This is a genomic window from Phnomibacter sp. (assembly GCF_036803085.1).
Taxonomy (GTDB): Bacteria; Bacteroidota; Bacteroidia; order Chitinophagales; family Chitinophagaceae; genus Phnomibacter.
In genome coordinates, this window is record NZ_DAIRUZ010000001.1 from 532,136 (window position 1) to 553,603 (window position 21,468).

10 protein-coding genes are annotated in these 21,468 nt (G+C 44.7%); 2 read left to right on the forward strand and 8 right to left on the reverse strand.

Going from position 1 to position 21,468, the window contains the following annotated elements:
- Positions 1-87: 87 nt before the first annotated feature.
- Both V7Q13_RS02330 and V7Q13_RS02335 read right to left on the reverse strand, forming a co-directional pair.
- On the reverse strand, positions 88-5,445 hold the full coding sequence (locus V7Q13_RS02330; RefSeq protein WP_333799073.1) for a C25 family cysteine peptidase: 5,358 nt from the start codon (positions 5,443-5,445) through the stop codon (positions 88-90).
- 48 nt (positions 5,446-5,493) lie between these two features.
- Positions 5,494-10,905 carry a C25 family cysteine peptidase gene (locus tag V7Q13_RS02335; RefSeq protein WP_333799074.1) on the reverse strand — a complete coding sequence of 1,804 codons (5,412 nt, stop codon included), beginning with the start codon at positions 10,903-10,905 and terminating at the stop codon, positions 5,494-5,496.
- Positions 10,906-11,070: 165 nt separating this feature from the next.
- Here V7Q13_RS02335 and tyrS point away from each other — a divergent pair, with 165 nt between their 5' ends.
- Both tyrS and V7Q13_RS02345 read left to right on the forward strand, forming a co-directional pair.
- Positions 11,071-12,360 (forward strand): tyrosine--tRNA ligase, encoded by a 1,290-nt coding sequence (gene tyrS / locus V7Q13_RS02340; protein ID WP_333799075.1) that lies wholly within the window; start codon positions 11,071-11,073, stop codon positions 12,358-12,360.
- Positions 12,361-12,444: 84 nt separating this feature from the next.
- Positions 12,445-12,906, forward strand: a complete 462-nt coding sequence (locus V7Q13_RS02345; RefSeq protein ID WP_333799076.1) for a DUF4268 domain-containing protein — start codon at positions 12,445-12,447, stop codon at positions 12,904-12,906.
- Positions 12,907-13,054: 148 nt separating this feature from the next.
- Here the strand turns inward: V7Q13_RS02345 and V7Q13_RS02350 are convergent, their stop codons facing one another.
- From V7Q13_RS02350 to V7Q13_RS02375, 6 genes are all read right to left on the reverse strand, one after another.
- Positions 13,055-15,034: a RagB/SusD family nutrient uptake outer membrane protein gene (locus V7Q13_RS02350; RefSeq protein ID WP_333799077.1), complete on the reverse strand. Its 1,980-nt coding sequence runs from the start codon at positions 15,032-15,034 to the stop codon at positions 13,055-13,057.
- Positions 15,035-15,057: 23 nt separating this feature from the next.
- The gene (locus V7Q13_RS02355) at positions 15,058-18,330 is read right to left on the reverse strand and encodes a SusC/RagA family TonB-linked outer membrane protein (RefSeq protein ID WP_333799078.1); all 3,273 of its coding nucleotides are present in this window, start codon (positions 18,328-18,330) and stop codon (positions 15,058-15,060) included.
- A 393-nt stretch (positions 18,331-18,723) separates the two neighbouring features.
- The gene (locus V7Q13_RS02360; protein WP_333799079.1) at positions 18,724-19,179 is read right to left on the reverse strand and encodes a T9SS type A sorting domain-containing protein; all 456 of its coding nucleotides are present in this window, start codon (positions 19,177-19,179) and stop codon (positions 18,724-18,726) included.
- 44 nt (positions 19,180-19,223) lie between these two features.
- Complete coding sequence (locus tag V7Q13_RS02365) at positions 19,224-19,970, reverse strand: hypothetical protein (protein WP_333799080.1); 747 nt, start codon at positions 19,968-19,970, stop codon at positions 19,224-19,226.
- A 110-nt stretch (positions 19,971-20,080) separates the two neighbouring features.
- Positions 20,081-20,581, reverse strand: coding sequence for a YqgE/AlgH family protein (locus V7Q13_RS02370; protein ID WP_333799081.1), 501 nt, complete (start codon positions 20,579-20,581; stop codon positions 20,081-20,083).
- A 138-nt stretch (positions 20,582-20,719) separates the two neighbouring features.
- Positions 20,720-21,328, reverse strand: a complete 609-nt coding sequence (locus V7Q13_RS02375; RefSeq protein WP_333799082.1) for a porin family protein — start codon at positions 21,326-21,328, stop codon at positions 20,720-20,722.
- Between the last annotated feature and the right edge of the window lie 140 nt (positions 21,329-21,468).

Below are 21,468 nucleotides of genomic sequence, written 5' to 3' on the forward strand. Positions count from 1 at the left end.
CAATGCGGCTGCTTTATAAACGTAAATATCGGGCAACTATTTTACCCGTTGCCCGATATCAATACACAGCCCTTGGGCACTTGTTGATTATTCGTATTCCAGTTTCAGTTCCAGTCCGTCTTTCAGTTCCAGTATTGCGCCATCTTCCAGCCTTAGTCCGCCCCTGATGCGGAGGAAAATTCCGGTAGGGCCACGCAGCACCACTTTTCTGCCGGGCATTGCATTGGCTTTAATGATGAGTTTGCCAAAAGCCACATAGCCATCGCCACCCATTTCATCCAGCTGCATCAAGAACTGGTTTATGCGGCTGCTGTCGGTAATGGCGACATTGGTACTACCCAGCACAAGTTGGTGGGCACTATCGAATGTGATGTTGTTTACATCCACATTCGAAAAGAAGAATGTAAACATGGAATCGTACAAGGGAGGATCAATGATTTCGATACTGCCACCTGTAGCTTCAATGATGCCCTGCACGTAGGGTTTGTAAGCAGAGGTATCAGCACTCAGGCCGCCAAATGAAAGCACCGCCAAAGGTTCACGGTTGAGTGCATCAAACTGGTTGCCAAAACGCATAGAAGTGGCAGCGTCGCCATTGTTAGGGTCAAGCACAATACGACCACCACTTTGGTAAAACCTGCTGCTGTCGGCAAACAATAAGCCACCATTGATGTGGAATAAACCATCGCTTGCAACCAGAGTACCTTTTATTGTGGCCAACTTACCACCACCATCAGCACTGCAGCCTACATTGAGCATGGCGCTGCCAGTGGCAAATTCGAGCCTGCCTGTTTTTTCAATAAATAAAGAATCAGAAACCGCATTGGCAATATCTACTACGCAGTTGCCCCGGATGTACACTTTTTCATTGCATTGTGGCAAACCATAAGGCGTCCATCTGGCAGAATCGCTCCAGTTGCCTGTGCCTTCAAACACCCTTGAGTTGCCCGGTACTACCGATACATATTTTGCATAAAAGGGCAGGTACACAAAGTTGTTGTCGAGGCTTATTTCAGATTGTGCACCATCAGCATTGATGCTGGCGTACAATTTCCATGGGCCGGTAATATTTTCTAAAGGGCTTTCAAAAAACAGGTGTAAACTGTCGCCAGCGGCCAGTGGTTTCAGCTTTTGCTGCAGCAGCTGCATTTTGTTGCCAAGGCTGTCTTCCAAATGAATACGGGCTACAAGGCTATCGGTGTAACTGCCGGTGCTTATGTTGCGGAAGGCAACGCCAAAACGTAACGTATCTATATTGGTGAGCAATGTGTCTTTAAACAATTCGGTTTGCGCATCCTTGGTAAAGTTGAAATATTCGCCGGTTTGCATTACACCTTCCGGAGCAGGATTGAAAATTACCCGCCAGTAATCCAACGGATAGGGGGTGGCATTGTCACTATCTGCAGTAGTTTGGCGCAACTGTATGTAAGGGTACACAGCCGCGTCAATACTTTTGGCAGCTATTAAGGCATGTGTCTGTTGGGTGTTGTTGAGTGTAAATAAGAGTTGCGTAGTGCCATCTTTTTTTCTGCCGATGACAGAAGTGGTAACGGTGTCGGATTGCTGCCCGTTTGGTTCTGGTATATTCAACCCCGCCCAAAACAAACTATCCCAACTGCTGGCGGGGCCAAACCATGGCGAAGTAATACTGCCCAAAGTATCGGTCATAGGCAGGTCAACACTGAGTACCGGCAGGTCGTTCAGCCCTTCAGAAAACAGATAGGTTGGTTTGAATGCAACGGAGTCGTTTTTCTTAAATACAAAGCTAAAGGTGCGTGTACGATTGAGGCTGTCTAACTCTGTAAAGCCTTGACGCAGCAGTGTGTGGTACAATGAATTGCCAGATCCATAAAGAGTGGTATCTCTTTTCCAAAAATCAACTTTGATTGAATCGTAGGGAGGATCGACTACCAAACGAACCGCAACGAACTGTCCGGTTGGAATACTGTCGATAAAATCCATGATGCGTTTGCGGTTGGCTGCAGGAAAATATTTGAATTCATAGTTGTACGTTCTGCCCGGATAATTGGGAGCACAACCACCAACAGTTGAATTTACCTGTGCCGGGTTGGTGTAGGGTATGAAGCTCAGTGAATCAAAAATATTCACAATTATACTTTGACCAATACAGGCACTGTAAATATTAGAATTGCCATTTGGCGTAATGCTCAAATGCAAATCTTCTGTAGCGCTGTACGGATAAATACCATGCGTAATGTACAGGTTGTTAAATTTATTAACGTACTTGTATTGACGATTTGCATTGAGCAGCATATTGTTGTAAGACGAGCGAAGCTGCTGGTAATAATGCCCCTGGTTGAAACCAACGCCACTGCCTGGCAAGTAAGTGAATGATGCCTGTGACCAAATACCAGGATTGCCATTGGTTACAACAGTAGTACGCCAGTAATACACCTTGCCTGCTTGTAGTGTATTTGCTGGCAAAAACTGAACAGCACCATTACGGCTGGTCGTATCCAATTGATACAAGATTGGCGAGTTGAATGCTGTGGTTGTGTCTATTTGTAAGCGATAGGTTGCAGAGTCGGCAGTGATATCGAAAGGAGAAGCAAACAATGCAGTAGGCCATGTATTTACAATACCGTAATTGAGTGGCCAAATTGGTTGCATGCCTTCATTGGCAACTATAAAATGTTTGCTGGCATTGTTGTTTGTTTCCAATGCTTCGTCGATAACATTGGGTTCATCAATTCTGATAACAAACGCATTGTTGCCGGCTTCGCCTTTGCCGCCAACCGGCAGGCGAAATTGCAGCTGCTTACTATTGCTGAGGTTAATGAGTAATGTGTCGGCCACTTTCATTTCACGATTGTCGGCAAAGCGGCGATACACACTCACCTTAGCAGTATCAGTAGTAGCCATACCCTGATTGTCTACTGTAAATTGAAGCGAAACAGAATCGGTATTGGCAGTTGTAACTGCAGGAGAAATAATGATGCTGTTAGAATCAATTTTATAATCGGGTTTCAACTGTGTGTGAATGCGCAATACGGGGTCGCCATGCAGGTGATATTCTTCGGCAGTTAATCTTGCAGCAGGGTCAGAAAGCGTGGTTGTTTCCAGCATTTTCTGAATAGCCTGCTTGTGTATTTCACCTATTGATTTGCCATAGTGAGTAGTAGCTAAGGCATCATACCATTTTTCAGTAAATACATCGAGGTACTGCAAAATGCCATAGTGGGTGCTGGAGATAAATGCAATGGAGCCTTTTTCTTTTGTGATTACAAATCGTTCGCTAAGGGTGAGTTGCGACTGATTGTATCGGCGTGGATTGAGGTCAAAAAATTCTGATGCTTTACAACCATTTGCCAAAAATACCGGCAGGCGGCCCGGGGTGTAATTCAACGTGGTGGGGTCGTTGAGGTTAAAATCGAAACTGGTAGCCGATGAGTGACCAAAATAAGAAATGATACCTGTACCAGCTTGTACACTTTGCTGTATAGCTACATTGTTGGCAGAAGTGTTTGGGTCGTTCAGACGAATGAAATTTTGAACCCTCGAACCAATGAGTGTGTCCTTAATACGATTCTCGTATTTCTGCATGTAGCCTTTTATAGGGTCTACAATAAAAGGATCGTTACCACCAATGAGATGCAGCGTTTCTTTTTGCCAAAGTTGCGATTGATTGTCGTCGGCCTGTGCTGTTTCAAAAGCAACTACTTTATTCAAATAATCTTGTACTTCTTCTCCCGTAATAGCTGCAATGCGGCCAATGGGTGTAGCCGGCGTAATGGTTTCGTTATCGGGTGCAGCCAACAGATTGTCTGAGGCAGGCTGGCCCCAGGTAGGAACGAGATTGAGCCTTGCAATGTTGGTATCTGTGTAGCTGTAATCGTAAGTGGAACCGCGGCCCATGAGCAATATCGCTTTTGGCTGAATGCCAAATTCGTAACGGCTGTAGCGTAAAAAATTACGTATTGCCAGTGGGTGCTTGTAAATATTAAACCCAAACTGTTCGGTAAGGTCCTCTATGGCATACACTTTGGCATTGTAACCACCACCTGCCAGAGTTGACCGGTAAGCTCTGTATGCCTCTACCGGGTCACTTCCGTTGTAGTTATGCAAACGACTATTGCTAATAATAAGGTAGTCGCCCTGGTTGGCTACATTAGCATAAGAGATAAAATTGCGTGGGGTGAGGGTTGCAATTTCTCGTACAACGTTTTTTGCAGGTGTTACATCTACACTCGTTAAAATAAGTTGACGTTCGATGGCAGAAGGCAATATTTCAAACCATAAAGTATCGGCCACTCTTACACCTACATACCGCTGCTTATTGGTTTCATCAATCAATATTTTTTCTGTGTTGCTGGTATCAAAATTTACCCATTTCAACAGTTTGTTGCCAGCACTTGCCGGTAATGAAAACACAAATGCAGCAGTCGTTTTATCGAACTCAAATTTTCGGGGATACGTAAAACGAACTTTACTAATGGCATGACGGTAACCGCCATCCAATGCATTTAACCGTATAGTGATGTTAGTAGAATCGTTGGCATTGATACGGCTGAGCGGAATATTGCTGTAAAAGGCTGAATCGGGGTTGTATCTCCTGAATCCTCTGGTGCCTAAAATAGAATCATTCAGGCGCATTTCGTAGGTCTTGTTTACATTACTCAAGCCCTGAGCCCAGTAACTGGCCGATATTTTTTCAGTGGTATTTTTAAAGGCAAAAAGTTTACCCAAGCCAAGGTTGAAAGGTGCCGAACCAAAGCGTACATCAGCCCATCCTTCACCGGCTTCAAATGAGGAAGAACGTACATCTTTCCCCTGAATATTAATGGCAAACCCTAGGTTGCGGGACGACCGCGGATTCACCAAAATGCTGTGCATGAAAAATGAGTCGGGAGTGAGTGAAGATGCCAGCGGATTGTGTGCTACAGAAATGATACGTTGATTAACGGTCTCTGAATTTACTGTAAGGTAATAATAGGCTGTATCGCTAAACATGCTCCATCTGTCGTTGAGCTGGTTAGCCGTATTCCGAAACAAATCTTTGTCGGTTTGTCCATCGTTGGCTTTTCCCCAAAATTCAAGGTAGCCATCGTTACTCATAATGCCAGAAGCCGGATAAGTATACATGGGAACTTCAACGCCGTTGCGAATGAGTTGAAAATGCTCCACCGGACTGCTAGCCAATCCACTGGCTAAGAGTGTTGCATACGGAATGCGGTGGAGTAAATTGTAGTCGGCTTTCTGAGTATGGTTGTTGGCAACACCAGTAACAGTATTGGTAGGCGTTACTGCAAAACGGTAGTAGGTTTTGTTGTAGTTAATCCATTCGTTTCTGAAAGATTGAGCACTGGCGGTATTGCTCATTATCCATAACAACAGCACCAGCCCAAACAGGCTGGTGATATTGTGGAAGATATTTTTGCCTATGTATTGATGCCTTGCGCAGGTCCGGTGACCTGTCTTTCTCATATCACTGCTCCGCATAGAATTTAAGGTAATAATAACTGCAAATGTGGGTTATTGTTTCTGCATTTTCTGGGTGAATTGTTGATCGCCTTTTTTATAACGAATGAAGTACATACCTGGTGGCAATGTGCCCGCTGGTATGTTGAGTGAGCCTATAGCCGTTTTGCTTACCAGCACACGCCCCAGCGCATCTATCAGTTCTACCTGCCAGCTGTTGGTAAGGTCGCCTGTTACAATACGTATTTCATTGGTAAACGGATTAGGGTACACAATAACTGTAGCTGCATCGCCTACAAATACCTTGTAAGTAGGAGAGTATACAATATTACCGTTGCCATCTTTTACCCGAAGGCGGTAAAAATTGTATCCCAACGGAGCCGTAGTGTGCTGATATGTATAAGCAAACAAGCCGGCGCCATTGCCCGTAGGCAGTTGCGTGGCAATAGCAGAAAGCTTGGTAGAATCCTGTCCAGATTCAATCACATAATCTGCTATGTTGATTTCATTGCTGAAGTTCCAGGCCAGATCAACAGTTTTATTGGTGGCGTTGGCAGAAAAATTCACCAACTGGATGTCAATCGTTTTTTCTGTACTCAGGTAGTTATTGCCATACACATCGCTATAAGCAAGTCGGTATTTATTGGTGCCCAATGACGGCCGCAGGTGGGTGTATGTATAACTTGATAATGGAGCTCCTGTATTGGAGGCTGAGCGGGTGCCCACGGTAGCCCAGGTGCCTGTAGCATTTAATGAATGCTCAATGCGGTAGCTGTTGAGTTTCATTTCGTGCTCAAACGACCAGTTGTGTAAAAGTGCATTGCCCGATGGGGTCATGCTGTAATCCATCAACCGAACCTTTATTTCAATGGCAGGCGTTGTAATTACATTTCCGTAGATATCTGTGATGCGGAGACGATAATAGTTATTTCCAATCACCGGGTTGCCGTGTGCCAGCAGGTATAGCTGCGATGGCTGCGCATTATTTACCGGCAGTTGTGTTAGTACCACTTGCATGTTGCTGCTATCGGTTCCAAACAGTACATCGTATTGCTTCACTTTTAATTCATACGCCACTTGCCAGCTGGCTGCTACCTGATTTAGTGAAGGGGCAGCTTTGAAGTTGACAAGTTGTACGGCATCTTTCAATGTATCTACTACAAATGGCAGGTAGGCCAGATTGTTGAAATATGCCTGTTCTACGGGGTTGCGTTGTTCATTTACCACAAGGCGCAGGTAGTACCGGCCAAACAGTGTATCGGCTTTGCCAGCAAAATAAATACGGGCTGTATCGCCGGCAGCCATGCTTTTCAAAGTGCCTGATTTGAGGGTTATTTCCTGTCCATTGGCATTGCCCATGGTAAGCTTGTAGCTGGTAGCACCCAGTTGCTGCTTACTAATGTTTTTGAATGCAATGCCCATTTTCAAAGAATCTTTCAGGGCTATCAATGTATCAGCAGTCCAACGCCAGTAGTCGGCGGCACTGAGAGCTCCATCGGGCACGGGCTCATAGGCTACCCGCCAGTGGTTCAGCTGTACCGATTTTGCTTTGGCTGTATCGCTGCTGTACATACGCAATTGCACGTATGGGTAAATGGCGGGGCTCAACCCGCTGATATCTACATTGGTTTCGGTAGCAGGCATGGTACGAATGAGGGTGTAATTGCCCGCATTGTTTTTGGCATACAGTTGCAGGTATGATGTGCCTTTGCTGTTCGGGTCAAGGTCTTTTTGGCTGGCCCAGGTGAGGGTACGCCATGCACTTGCCGGTCCAAAATCGGGCGAAGTAATGTAACCGCTGGTATCGCTGGTGAAGAGGTTTTGTGATGTTTGAATACGGTCGTACAAACCCTCGCTAAATACAGTGATGGGTTTGAAACTAACGGTGTCATCTTTCTTAAAAAAGAAGGCGAAAGTGCGGGGTTTATTCAGCGAATCAAGATTTTGAAACCCTTGATTTACCAACGCATGATAAAGGGAATTTCCTTTACCATATATTACGGTATCTCGCTGCCAGTATTGTGCAAAGCTGCTGTCGTGTGGCGGGTCGAGTACCAAACGGGCTGCTACATAATGGCCTTTCGGAATCTGGTTCAAAAAGTCCATAATGAGCTTGCGGTTGGTATGGCTGTAATAGTAAAATTCGAAGTTGTATTCCCTGCCAGGACCGCAGTAATAGCCGCTGCCATATTTTCCTCCGGTGCTGTTATCCCAGGGTTTAAATGTCTGTCCGTCAAACACGTTAAATATAATGGAGCTGCCAATACAGGCACTTCGAATACTGCGAAGGCCATTTACCACAATGCTGAAATGCGTTTCTTCTGTAGCACTTGTTGGATACACGCCATGCTCTGCGTAAAGGTTTTGCGGCACATCTACAAACTGCAACTGACGGGTGGGTTCTTCTATTTTAAGTTTGGTAAATGCCGACTGTTGGTGCTGGAAAAAATGCGATTGATTGGAGCCGGTGCCCAATGCAGGCTGATACAGAAATGAAGCTTGCTTCCAATCGGTAGCTACGCCCATACTTACGGGTGACAAGCGCCAGTAATACACTGTATTTGCCTTCCAACTAACGGCAGGTGTAAAGCTGATAGAACCACCAACACAGCTGGTGTCTTTACTTACCAAAGAAGGAGAGTTGAAGTATGCTGAAGTATCTACCTGTATGCGATAAGTAGCCAGTTTGGCGGCCGGGTTTGCGGTAGAGCCACTGAGTTTCACCACAGGCTCCTGTACAATAGAAAGATGGTATGGGTAAGTAGGAATGAGCACGTTGCTGTTCAAGTCAAATGCCTTTCGGGCAGTATTATTTTGCTCCGAAAATTCAGCAATACTTCCGTCGGGGTCAATGGTGGCTACCACATAGTTGGTACCAGCCGAAAACATACCTTTTAACCCCAGCTTCACTTGTATGCTGTCCATTTTTAAAAGGTTCGAGAAACTGGTGCGCAGGAGCAGTGTCCGTTTGCCGTCATTGGCTTCGTGGTAAATGGCAACATCAACTGTTTCTTTTACAGCACGGGCAATGTTGGCAAACTTCACTTTTACCCAAATTGAGTCGTTGCTTACATCGGGCGAAACAGGTAAAAAGCTTACCATGTCTTCGCTGGTAGTATAGTCAGGTGTAGGAAAGGGGTAGGGAACAACAGCAGGGTCGCTGTGGAGGATAACCTGCTCCAGATTGTATCTGTTGAGCGGATCATTTGGCCCTGTTACTGCCCAGGTGCTTTTAATGGCTTCCTGTTGAATTTCACCAATAGATTTACCATAACTGAGCCTGCCAAAATGCTTGTAAAACTCATTGGTAAAAAGGTGCATGTAGTTAATTACCCCAAGATCTGAATTGGAAATGAACGAGATAGCACCTTTATTTTTAGCGAAAATGAAGTTCTCGGAAATACTCAATTTGGTTGAGAATTGGCGATCAAAATTGAAATCGAAAATATTTCCTGCTCTGCATCCATTGGCAATAAAAATTGGGTATTTACCAGCTGTGTTGCTATACTCCTGAGGATTACTTAAGTTGAAATCTATACCACTGGCTGATGAGTGGCCGAAATAGGTAATTAACCCAACGCCTTTATCTAAGCTGCTTTTTATTTCAGCCATATCAGTGGCAAATGCAGGATTATTTATTCTCTTATATGTTTTAACTGAACCTCCTATTGCTGTATCTACTATACTGAGCCTGTAACGGTTAAAGAAATTATTGATAATGTTGGCCAGAAAAACTTCATCGCCACCTATCAGATGAATAGCTTCCTTTTTCCAGTCCTTGTCTGCAGCTGTAGCAGTTTTAGAGGCAATAAGGCTTTCGTATTGTTTTACTTTTTCCAAATAATTTCCAACCTCGTCATTGTTAATGGCACTCAAGCGACCAATTGGTACAAGCGGAATCGGGTTGTTTGAATAGTCGGCGGCCAAAAGGTTATCTGATGAGGGGGAGCCAAAAGTTGGAAGTGAGCCAATGATTCTGTTTTGAGGTAAATTGCCAGTAACGCGTAATCCGGCATAGGATGTAGATCTTCCGATCAGGAAAATAAATTTGGCAGCTTCCTGCTGTTTGTAATATGAATACCTAACAAAATTTCTGATAGCCAGAGGGCTACGGGGTTGTCCAAACGCAAATTGTTCTGCTAATTCTTCTATGTTCCAAATTTTTACTTTAAAGTTGCCTCCTTCTGGCGAACTTCTGTATTGAGCATATTTTTCAACTGCATTGCCGGGCGTTGATAAAAATAAATCACTGGAAATAATCACGAATGATCCCTGATGCTGGCTAAGCGTAAGATTAGTAAAAGTCTTTCTTGCGAGATTATTTACCAGCCGGATATCGTTTCCCTGTGCGGCTATTACCAACTGTCGTGTAGTTGCGGAAGGCTGCAGTAGAAACAAGCTACTATCGGATTGTTGAATAGACTGGTATCTTTTTAGATTTTTTAAATCATATAATACTACGTTGTTACCATTCGACCGGAAACCCTTCATTCTGAGGTGATTGCCAGCAATATTAGCCGGTAATTCAAATTGAAAGATGAAATCATTCTCGAAAGTGAACTTTCTTGGATATTTTACAACTGCCATGTTAAGGATGCAGTTATCCCAAAAATCTCCATTATCGCTTGCCATTGTAAATGCCAGCGCATTGTTTCTGATAACCGATGAAGAAATACCTTTAACAGTGTCCCAAATCATTTGGTAACCACTAAGAAATGGTCGGGCTACCAGCGAATCATTCAATAGTACATAGGCCTTTCTGTCTTTGTGGTAATTACCCGACATTGAGTAGGAAAATTCAATTGTATTTCCGGGTAATGAAGTTTGAAGTTGAGGTATTGCAACAGTAAAATTTTGTACATAGTAATTGTTAAACGATGGAGAAGCCCAGCCTTCACCTCCGTTTAATAACGATCCTCTGACTGCTTGACCTGCAACAACGGAAGCAGCGCCATGGTTCCATTGATAATCTGAATGAAACTTTTGCTGATGTATAAAAAAAGCTTCAACAGGCAGATTTGTACCAACAACATTGTTGGGGGCAGCTAATAGGCGCAAGTTCGGTTTACCCGCATTTACAGTAAGGTAAAGCCAAGCTGTATCAGAAAAGTAACTCCGGTCAAGATCAACCTGATCAGCAGGGCTGGCAAAAAGCTCAGTGTCGGGGTAGCCGTCGTTCATTTTGCCATAAAACTCGATGTAGCCATCGGCGGCAAGCGGGCCCGAAGCCTGTGTGGTGTACAATGGCACTTCCTCTCCATTTCGCCACAGCTGAAAATCCTGTGCTGGTACACTTCCCAAACCTGAAGCAGCCAAAGCAGCCTGTGGTATGCGGTACAACCGGGTTTCAGCCACCGGAAATTTGAAATAAGTTTTATTATAGTCTATCCATTCGTTCCGAAAAGACTGACCATTCACCGTGGTGACTAAGCACCAGAGGGTTAGTATGCAGTAAAATTTCCTCATGAGAATTGAGAACAGATTATAAAGATACGGTGGCTTTACGAGTAACTGTAATATGTGTGGATCGAATTAACCGTTGAACATTGTTTTTCCTTAATAATCAATTTCTTAGTGCCAATGCCATGCATCGGCTATTTTTGCCTACCATTTAAAAAAGAGATTTAGCTCATGAATTTGATAGAAGAACTGCGCTGGAGAGGCATGCTGGCCGATATTACCCCTGGTACCGAAGCACAACTGCTGAAAGAACCCACCACGGGGTATGTAGGATTCGACCCCACAGCCGAAAGCCTGCACATAGGAAGCCTGGTACCCATTTTATTGCTCATGCACATGCAAAGGGCCGGCCATACACCCGTGGCACTCATTGGCGGTGCTACCGGTATGGTGGGCGATCCATCGGGTAAAAGTGATGAACGTAACCTGCTGGACGAAGCAACATTGCAGCGAAACATAGCGGGCATCAAAGCACAACTCAGCCGTTTTTTACACTTCGATGCTACACAGGCAAACGCTGCCAAGCTAGTAAATAACTACGATTGGTTTAAAGACATCAGCTTTATTGGTTTTTTGAGAGATGTAGGCAAATACCTGACGGTAAACTACATGATGGCTAAAGACAGTGTTCGTAAACGCATCGAAGGTGAAACCGGCATCAGCTACACCGAGTTTGCTTACCAACTGATGCAGGGCTACGATTTTTACCATTTGTACAAAAATGAAGGCTGCAAACTACAGTTTGGCGGCAGCGATCAGTGGGGCAATATCACCACCGGTACGGAGCTCATTCGCCGCATGACCAATGGCGAAGGCGAAGCTTTTGCCTTTACCTGCCCCCTCATTACCAAGGCCGACGGCGGCAAGTTTGGTAAAACGGAAAAAGGCAACGTGTGGCTGGATGCCGGCCGTACCAGTCCGTATCAGTTTTATCAGTTTTGGCTCAACGCCAGCGATGAAGACGCCGTTCGCTGGATTAAAATTTTTACCTTTTTACCCAAGGAAGAGATTGAAAGCCTGACTGCAGCACATACCGAAGCACCGCACCAGCGCCTGCTGCAAAAAAAGCTGGCAGAAGAAATTACCGTGTTGGTGCATGGCCGCCAGGAGTATGACTTTGCAGTACAGGCTTCTGAAATTTTGTTTGGCAACGCTACAACAGAAGTCATCTTGTCGTTGTCTGAAACACAACTGCTGCAAGTAATGGAAGGTGTACCAGCCCACGAAATAGCAAGAGCCAAAGTAGAAGCCGGTATTGATGCCGTGAGTTTGCTGGCCGATTCGGGCATTTTCCCCAGCAGGGGCGAGGCCCGCAAAACCTTACAGGGTGGTGGTGTAAGCATTAACAAACAAAAACTTGACGGCCCCGATGCGATTATAGGAATGGATAAACTGCTGCACAACAAATACCTGTTGGTACAAAAAGGAAAACGCAATTATTTTCTATTGCAGGTAATGTGAATATGTCACATCATTGCTGCAAAAAGCCGACACCATTGTGCCGGCTTTTTGCATCCGTAAAACGAGCTGTCTATTTTTTAAACCATGTACACCAAACAAGAAGCTTCTGCTATTACAACCGCTTTCTGGACAAGTTTTGGCCAGTACATGAAACCTGTGCCCAGTATATGGAAGGAGAAAGTAAATTGGCTCAACTACAAAACCGGCATCAAGGATGTATTCATACGAATGCATGCCAGCAAAAGTGAAGCGTCAATTGGTATTGAAATCGCTTTTCCAGATGAAGTCATCCGTCAGCTAGTATTTGAACAAGTACTGATGATGAAAAAAATGCTGGAAGCTGAAACAGGAGAACCATGGAACTGGGAAGCAAACTACAGCAACCAATACGGTATTGAGCAGTCAAGAATATTTATAGTACTGCCAGCGGTAAATGTTTTTAAAAAAGAAGATTGGCCTGCCATTATTTCTTTTTTTAAACCACGATTAATTGCTTTAGATGCCTTTTGGGCAAATGCGAAAGATGGTATTGAAATGGTGTTGTGATGCTTTGTGAAATGGAATTCATCTGTAGCATAAATGTGCGCTGTTTTCTTTTTTAAATTCTTCTTTTCTGTCTTATAGCCATTTGGTTAAATAAAAAAAGTTGCCTCCGGAGAGACAACTTCTTGCATGTATGAGAAAAAAACCTCTATCAATATCCGGGGTTCTGATAGGCCGCCATATCTGCAGCTGACATAGGCTTGCCGTTTACTGTTTGTGCAATCATTTGCAAGTAAGGAATTGGCCTTAGTTTATGGAATGTTGCAAACGATGGACTGATATCTGGATTGTACAGTTTTGTTCTGTCGAACAAGGTTTCTGTACGGGCCAAATCTTCCCAACGATAAAATTCGCCGCATAACTCACGGGTTCTTTCATTCAATATAAAATGAATGAACCTGTCTGGAGTTGATGTCACATTTGCAGGATACATTTCGCTGGCTGCATTGGTAGTAAACAAATCAGTTGTGGCCTGATTGCTGGCAGCCGTTGCATTAAGTGTATTGGCACCACCGAGGTATTGCCATATTTGCGGACTGCGGGCTTCGTTGGTTTTGTATGCTGCACGATTGCGCAATGCATTTACATATGTGAGTGCAGTGGAATAATCGCCTTTTCTGCCATGTGCTTCTGCAATTATCAGATACGTTTCGCCAAGGCGGGCAAATGTACCATTGCGTATACCACGGGCTTCGTTGTTGGTGTTGGTTAAGCGTACAGGATCCGCAAACTTCCACATGGTTAGGTACTTGTTGTTTGAGAAATCTTCGGTAATTGCGCCACCGGGAGCGGTAGTTTTATAGCGGGCATAAATGGCATAGAAACGCATTCTGCTGATGTCGGTTGTCAACACAGGATTCGACCTCGGATTTACAATAAACAACGCAGCTGTATCACCAATACCTACACGTGGTCTTCCTACTAAACTTGGTGTAGGGGCATTAGCAGCAGTCCATACAGCAAGGCCTGTGTTGGAAGCTACGTTTCTGTAAAACACCGTTTGAAATGTTTTGAAAAAACGAGAGTCATTTACCTTATCAAAAATATCGATGCTGTAATCTGTAGGGCGTAACCTGCGGAAAGGACGGCCATTGAAAAAATCACGGGTCATGCCTGGCATACCAGCATCGTACTGTGTAGGATAAAACAAATGCGTTTGGTTGTTGGTATTGGTGGCCAGGTTCAGGTTGCTGCTAAACTGTGCAGCAAAAATGATTTCATTGCTGGCATTGTTGGCATCAAGTTTAGCTTTACTGCTCAAAGGAGCAGATCCGTTTTCACCCAATTGTGGAATAACCCCGTCGGGATATGATGCATTAAACAAGTTGCCATAATCGGCTTCCAGTGCATGGCCACTGCTGGTGATTACTTCATTTGCATAGTACACGGCACTGTCCATATCTGTTGGCTTTTGGCCACGCTTATCGGTTACAGCACTGCCACGGGTAAGGTAGGCTTTGGCCATAAAATGATAGGCCATGGCACGGGTAGCTCTGCCACGGTCGGCGCCGGTGTACCGCCAGGGCAAAGCAGGACCAGCTTCTTTAAAATCGGTCATGATTTGATTGTACACCTGCTCGATGCTTGCTCTTGGAAATTCGTACTGTGGATCGGTAGGAACAGTAGTGACCAATGGCACACCGCCCAACTGCTGCACCAACTGCAGGTAGTAAAATGCACGAAGGGCTTTCAACTCTGCAATACGCAGATTTTTTTGAGCAGTAGTGCCTAATACTATTGACGTAGGGTCATCAAACTTGCTGATTAAATCAATGCCCTGATTGCAACGACGAATGCCTGAATAGTTGTTGATCCACAATCCATTTACAAAGGCATCATTGGCATTAAGGTTGGCATCATAATCGTTGTAACGAACGTTGTTAAACTGGTCGCCCTCCCGAAATTCATCGGTACCAAAATTGTACATGCAGTACGATTGTTCACCAGTAAACTTCCATTGCAAAGGAGCGTAGGCGGATTTTACCAAATCTTCCAGTCCGTTGTCGGTTTTGTAGTAGTCTTCGGTAAGCGTTGTTACCAGTTCTTCTTCAATAAATTTTTTGCAAGAGGTAAAGACGAGCAATGCTGCGCCAACCAACATGTAGGAGGTATATTTCAAATGCTTTTTCATGAAAATTAATTTAGAAGGTTTGCTTACAGATCAACCCTTACACCTACTACATAACTTCTGAAGCTGTATGAAGTAGGTCCAACCTGATTGGTAGTGGTACCGGGAAACTCACGGTACGGCACTGTTTCCGGATCGTAATCTGAGGCACCATGAAATAAAATGGGATTCACTGCACTGAAATACACAGCCGCATTATTCATAAATACCTTTTGGGCTACAGCACGTGGTAAGCGATAGGTAAGCGTAATATTCTTTACCCGTGCATGTGTTGCTTCACGGTAAGTGAGGGCTTCCCAATTGAGCGGTATATCACTTGTTTGTGTTGGCTGCTGGTATTCATTACTTGGGTTAGAAGGTGTCCAGTAATTTACTTTGTTCGACTGATAACGACCAACCAAACCCGGACGTGGCACACGATACATACCACCTACACGGAAGTACACCAGAAAATTCAGCTCCCAGTTTTTATACGTAAATGTATTTCCGATACTGGCTATGAATTTTGGATTGTGTGAGCCCAGTATGATACGGTCGGCTGGGCTGAATGAGCTGTCGCCATTGGCATCCACAATCTTAATTCTTCCCGGCTGGTAGTTGTTGTTGTTACGACCATTTTTGGCCCAGTAAATAGAAGGCAGTGAACCTTTGGCTGCTGTATCCGTGTATTGGAATATGCCATCTTTTTGAAAGCCCCAATACACTTGTAATGGCTGACCCAATATCCACAGGTTGGCAAAGTTGCTGTTTCCACTTCCGTCTATGTCAACAATTTTTTCTTTGTTGGCGGTAAACATCCAGTCGGTTGTCCAGCGAAAATTAGGCCGGATAATGTTCTGAGTTGTCAGCGCAATTTCAATGCCCTTGTTGCTTACTTCGCCCAGGTTGAAGTACACATTGCTTACCCCATTGGCTGCTGGTATGGTGCGGTTTTGCAACTGATCGGTTGTTTTAGAACTGTACATATCAATCACACCACTGATGCGACCTTTCAGCAAACCAAATTCCAACCCGATATTAGTGGTAGCTGTTTTTTCCCAGGTAAGGTTAGGTGTAGCAAACGTAGTAGGAGCAGAGCCTATGGCAGCTGTTCCGTTTCCCCAGTTGTAGTTGGTAAATCCAAGTGGTCCTGCTGTTTGATAAGGATCGATTGATGCATTGCCCACTCGGCCATAACCCATACGGAAACGGGCACTGCTAAACAGGTTTTGGTTCATGAAAAAACTTTCACGGTCTACCTGCCACGCTATTGATGCCGATGGGAACCACGCTCCCTTGTTGCCTTCGGCCAGTACTGATGAATTATCGTAGCGATTGCTGAGGGTTACCAGATATTTTCCTTTGTAACCATACTCTACACGGCCCATGTACGACAGGTATTGAGATGCAGAGTAGGTGCCATTGCCTGTAACAGTGGCATCTGTATTGCGCTGCAGCGAGTACCATTTTTGTTGTTCAAAAATCAGATTGTTGGCCGACATGGTAAGTGAGCTGCTGCGGTTGAGACTTTGTAGCTCCTGCAACAAGGTTACATTGATGCTGTGGTCATCTTTAATACGGGTGTTGTAAGTTAAAATATTATCATACACCCATGAGCTGGCTTCGTTGGTGGTTTGTGTAGCATTGGCCGCACTACCCAATCTTATCGATGATTGTGCGCCGTTGAACTGACCACGGATAGAATTTCTTCTGTCTAAACCAAACATGGTTTTAAACTTCAATCCTTTCAGCAGTGTAAGCTCTGCGTAAATGTTACCAAACACCCGGTTGGCTGTTGTTTGGTCAAACACGGTGTTGCGGTCGTTAATAGCGTTGATGATTTGCTGGTCGCGGTTGGGAAACATAATCCAGTTACCGTTACTGTCATATGGTTCTACCAATGGAATCATGCCAGAAGCATTGGCATAGGAGCTGGTGCTACTGTTGGTAATAGCATGTATGTAGCTCATGCTGGTACCAAAGTTTAAAAACTTGGTAGGCTTAAAATCAACACTGGTGCCCGCAGTATATCGGGTATAGTCTTGTGCATACTCAATGCCTTTTTGCTTAAAATACCCAAGGTTGAGCGACGATTTGAATTTGTCTGTTCCACCGGTTACACTTACGCTGTGGTTATCGGTTGTGCCGTGGCGAAGGCCAACATTATTTTGCCAGTCGTAGCTACGTACTTTCGACGGATCGTACATGTCTATACTGTCTATCTGAGATGTAATACCCAGGTTGGTCATCAAGGCACGTTCTTCTGCAGTGGTTGCCCGGCGCTGCGCAATAAACACGTTATTAGCAGGGTCGTACACCCGCCATGTGTAAGCATCTTTTATGCCGTTCCATTGCTCTATACTACCAAAACGATCTCTGAACAACGCAATGTCATTGAGAGCAGTGGGGTAGTAAAATAATGGATTGGATGCAGTGGCTACACCACGGGTACGGGTATAGCTTCTGTCGGCAAAAAACGCCTGCCGCCAAGAGTCAGCAATCTCTGCACCGTTAAAAATGGGTAATGGACGAATGATTTGTTCTACAGAGCGGCTGCCTTGATAGTTAACAGATGTTTTACCCGCCTTGCCTTTGCGGGTGGTAATTTGAATAACACCGTTAGCACCACGCACACCATAAATAGCAGTTGCTGATGCATCTTTCAACACATCAATGTTTTCAATATCTGCCGGGTTCATGTCGTCGATGGTGTAGCTCACCGGAAATCCATCTACCACATACAGCGGCTCGTTTGATGCACTCAGCGAACGGTTGCCCCGTATGCGAATGGTGCTGCCTGCACCCGGCCGAAATGAGTTGGCAGTAGCCAATACACCCGGCACCTGGCCCTGCAGGGCTTGTGTGATATTGGTAGAAGGAACAGAACGCAGTTTTTCGCCGGTAAGCGATGAAGTAGCACCTGTAACTTCTGTACGCTTACGGGTACCATACCCTACAACCACCACATCATTCAGTGCTGAGGCATCTTGCAACAGCGAAATAGTAAGAGAGGTTTTACCGGCGATAGATACTTCTTGTGCAGCAAAGCCTACGTATGAAAACATTAGTGTTTCAGTACCAGTGAGGCCAGTAAGTGTAAACAGGCCCGAAGCATCTGTTTGTGTACCCTTGGTACTTCCCTTAATGGTAATGGTTACGCCTTGTAACGGCTTTCCTGTTTCATCGGCTACTTTGCCCGAAATAGTTTGTTGGGTAGCTTCTTGCGCTTGTGCAGTGGAGAAGGGATACAATGCAGGTGCAAAGTTCCCCACCAGCATGCAGAGGAGGAACCCCCATCGTGCAGACGGAATTTTTTTCATACGGCAGTTGTGTTGGGTTAAAATCGAATGTTAAAGTAAAAACGGCCTTTTCCTACACTGTCCTGCACCGTACTGTAATTAATAAGAAAATATAGTAAAACAAATTTTCTAAAACGCCCTAAAACATTGGGTTTTAATGCCGCGGAGCCACATTGATGCGGGTAAAAAATCCTTCGGTCAAAACACTACTTTATTTGCGCAATCGTATGCGTAAGCGGTTTTGTGTTGATCTCAGTCAGCAGCCATACTTCAATCCTCATTTCATTGCTCTTGCCTGGAATGCTTTGATGAACGGCATTGTGTTGCGTAGCAATAGGTTCAAGCACAAAAAGCAAAAGGGTTTTGGCACCATGTACCAATACCCTTTTGCCAAATCCTAATGATTGATGCTGCTTATTGTACCACAAAGTTTAGTGTGGTAGGTTTTGCCTGCATGCCATCTTGCACTTGCAAAGTGTATAAGCCGGCACGCAACTGCTGAATAGGAATTGCTAAGTTGCCATTGCTGCTATTCATTTGGCGGCTAATGAGTACCTGACCTGCAGCATTGCTAATTTGTATGCGGCCGTTGAAACCTTCTTGCTGTCCAAGCTGTACTTGCAGAGTATGGCTGGCAGGGTTGGGGTAAATACGCACCCACAATGCCGTAGTTGCTGCAAACTGTACCTGCTGCACAGCAGAGTATGTAAAGCTGCCATCAAGGTCTACACTTTTCAGACGATAGAAATTTGTACCATTAATTGGTGTAGCATCTACCGCTTTGTAGCTGCGTAAAGTATTGCTGTTGCCACTGGCTGCTACCGTGCTTACGGTGTTCCAGTTGCTGCTGCCATTGCTGCTGCGCTGCAATTCAAACTGCTTGCTGTTGCTTTCGGTAGTGGTGGCCCAGTTGGCTAATACGTTTGCTTCTCACGGGCTACAGCAAAATGGCTGAGGCTCACCGGTAAAATAGAAGCGTTGGTGGAAAGGCTGAAATCATCTACCGCCAAACCATCATCGGCTGAAGTAGCGTCTGCATCCGACCAGCGAATCCAGAAAGTTGCACCATTGGCAATACTCAAACCGGTAATGGTAAAGCTGATGGCAGTACGGTTGCCTGCGGCATTGCCATCTTTGGCACCAGCAGTTGCAGTATTTGGGGTTACAAAATCAAGATTGTTGATGTCAGGCCAAGTGCCTGTGCTAAGTGATGATGCATCTAAACTAAGGCTAAAATCTAATTGATCGGTACGGGAAGCAGTTCCCAAACGCCAAAGCTCACCGGTGTAGTTAATGGTAATAGAGGTAAGGGTAATGCCTGTGTTGTTGGTAAAAGAAGCGCCGATAACTGGTATCAGCGTTCCACTTCTTAAGCCGCCAAGTGCTCTTTCTGTAGTGCCGGCAGCACCATAACTGTAAGTGTCGCCAGTGTTTGATCCGCCTGCATCTACTGCATATTGTTCATTATCCCGGGCACCGCCACCTGTTTCGGTCATATACCAACCATTGATGGTAAGATTGTTTGTAGTAGAACCAGCAGTGTTGGATAACGCATCAAAATTTTGCGTGTACGTACTGCCGGCCAGCAAGGAAATAGATTGTGCAAAGCTCAAAGAAGACAGCAAGCTAAGTGCCATCACAAAAAGTAAAGGTTTTCTCATAGGAGGGTATTTAAATTAAGGTGCGGTGAATATACCCCGCCTTTTTGCACCAAATACCCCGCAAATCATTACAGTGAGTAATTAATGGAAACTTAATGCACACAAGGGTTTTAGCGATATTGGGACTGCCATAGCTGCCATATAGTTTGTACGTCGTTGGCAAATGTTTTGGCAACAGGGGCCTCAATTAATAGCCAACTGCCTTCGGCAATTTCGGCTTCCAGTTCGCCAGCATCCCAGCCACAATAGCCAATCAAACATTTTACTTCGTGGCTACTGAGTTTGCCCGCCTTTAGTAAAGAAACAACGGTTGCAAAATCGCCACCCGTAGCCAGACCTTCACAAATGGTAAAACTGTTGGCCACGACATCGGGGCGGGAGTGAAGGCAATACAGCATGTCGCTTTGTACAGGGCCACCATTGTACAAGGGTTGTGCCGGGCCCTGCCGAAATTCAGCCAACTCGTTGAGCATACGGCCATGCAGCTGGTTGATGATGAAACCAATGCATCCATCGTCATTCACTTCTGTAATGACCAATATAGTTTGCTCAAAAAAAGTATCATCGAGCAAGGGCGTACTCAGCAAAAACTGACCGGGGCGAATGTGCATACAATTGCTTTATTACCTAAAGGTAAGTGAGTAACTGCCGAATGATTATGGGTAGTTTGGAGGACTATGAACTTACTTCAAAATTCTTTAGGAGTTGCCAGTGAAATAGGTGCAACGGCATCAAGAAAATAGAAATGGTTATTGCAGATAAAAGAAAACCGAAAGATTGAAAAACCTGTTTTTGGTGGTTGCATTACCCGGGTCTTTGATCAAGTTTGTAAAACCATGGCTGTACCGGGCATTCAGGTCAACTTTTTTTGATAAGGCATAACCAACCACCACATTACCCGCTGCATCGAAAGCCTTGTAATGGGTAATATCAAAACTGCGGTTTTCAAAACCTGATAATTTGGAAAAGACTTTGACACCAACACTCGGACCTGCTCCGAAATAGAGTTGCTGCAATTTGTATTGAAGAATTAATGGCAATTCTATATACCCGATTTTTTCACGAACATTATAGCTTTTCAAATTGTCGTCTAGCAAAGTCATACCTGCGCCAACAACAGAAAATGCAGGTTCGGCAGAAAGCGATAAGTGTTTTGAAAGCGTTGCTTTTACGAAACCGCCCAATTGATAACCCGGCATTGGTTTGGTATTTTGAATGGTGTTCGGCACTTGAGGAATGGACATGTTCTTCGTTTGATTCGCCACATTCAGGCCTGCTTTTAAACCATACTTAAATTGACCTTGGGCAATTAAGCCAAGCAGCAGGTTTACCAAAACGATAATGGAAGACTTTTTCATAAGGAACGGTAGTGATGACCACTTAAAAGTATGCATTTCTACTTCAAATAGCCTACCGAAGTAATGCGTTGTCTTAACCTCTTCTTGCACCAGTCTAAAAGCAAAAAGCCCGTTACCAAAAAAGTAACGGGCTTTGATTG

What these genes read in the sequence shown, in the direction of transcription:
- V7Q13_RS02335 (WP_333799074.1), bottom strand. Translation starts at nt 10,905, where the DNA reads ATGAGGAAATTTTACTGCATACTAACCCTCTGGTGCTTAGTCACCACG.
- V7Q13_RS02350 (WP_333799077.1), bottom strand. Translation starts at nt 15,034, where the DNA reads ATGAAAAAGCATTTGAAATATACCTCCTACATGTTGGTTGGCGCAGCA.
- V7Q13_RS02365 (WP_333799080.1), bottom strand. Translation starts at nt 19,970, where the DNA reads ATGAGAAAACCTTTACTTTTTGTGATGGCACTTAGCTTGCTGTCTTCT.
- V7Q13_RS02375 (WP_333799082.1), bottom strand. Translation starts at nt 21,328, where the DNA reads ATGAAAAAGTCTTCCATTATCGTTTTGGTAAACCTGCTGCTTGGCTTA.
- V7Q13_RS02330 (WP_333799073.1), bottom strand. Translation starts at nt 5,445, where the DNA reads ATGAGAAAGACAGGTCACCGGACCTGCGCAAGGCATCAATACATAGGC.
- V7Q13_RS02370 (WP_333799081.1), bottom strand. Translation starts at nt 20,581, where the DNA reads ATGCACATTCGCCCCGGTCAGTTTTTGCTGAGTACGCCCTTGCTCGAT.
- tyrS (WP_333799075.1), top strand. Translation starts at nt 11,071, where the DNA reads ATGAATTTGATAGAAGAACTGCGCTGGAGAGGCATGCTGGCCGATATT.
- V7Q13_RS02355 (WP_333799078.1), bottom strand. Translation starts at nt 18,330, where the DNA reads ATGAAAAAAATTCCGTCTGCACGATGGGGGTTCCTCCTCTGCATGCTG.
- V7Q13_RS02345 (WP_333799076.1), top strand. Translation starts at nt 12,445, where the DNA reads ATGTACACCAAACAAGAAGCTTCTGCTATTACAACCGCTTTCTGGACA.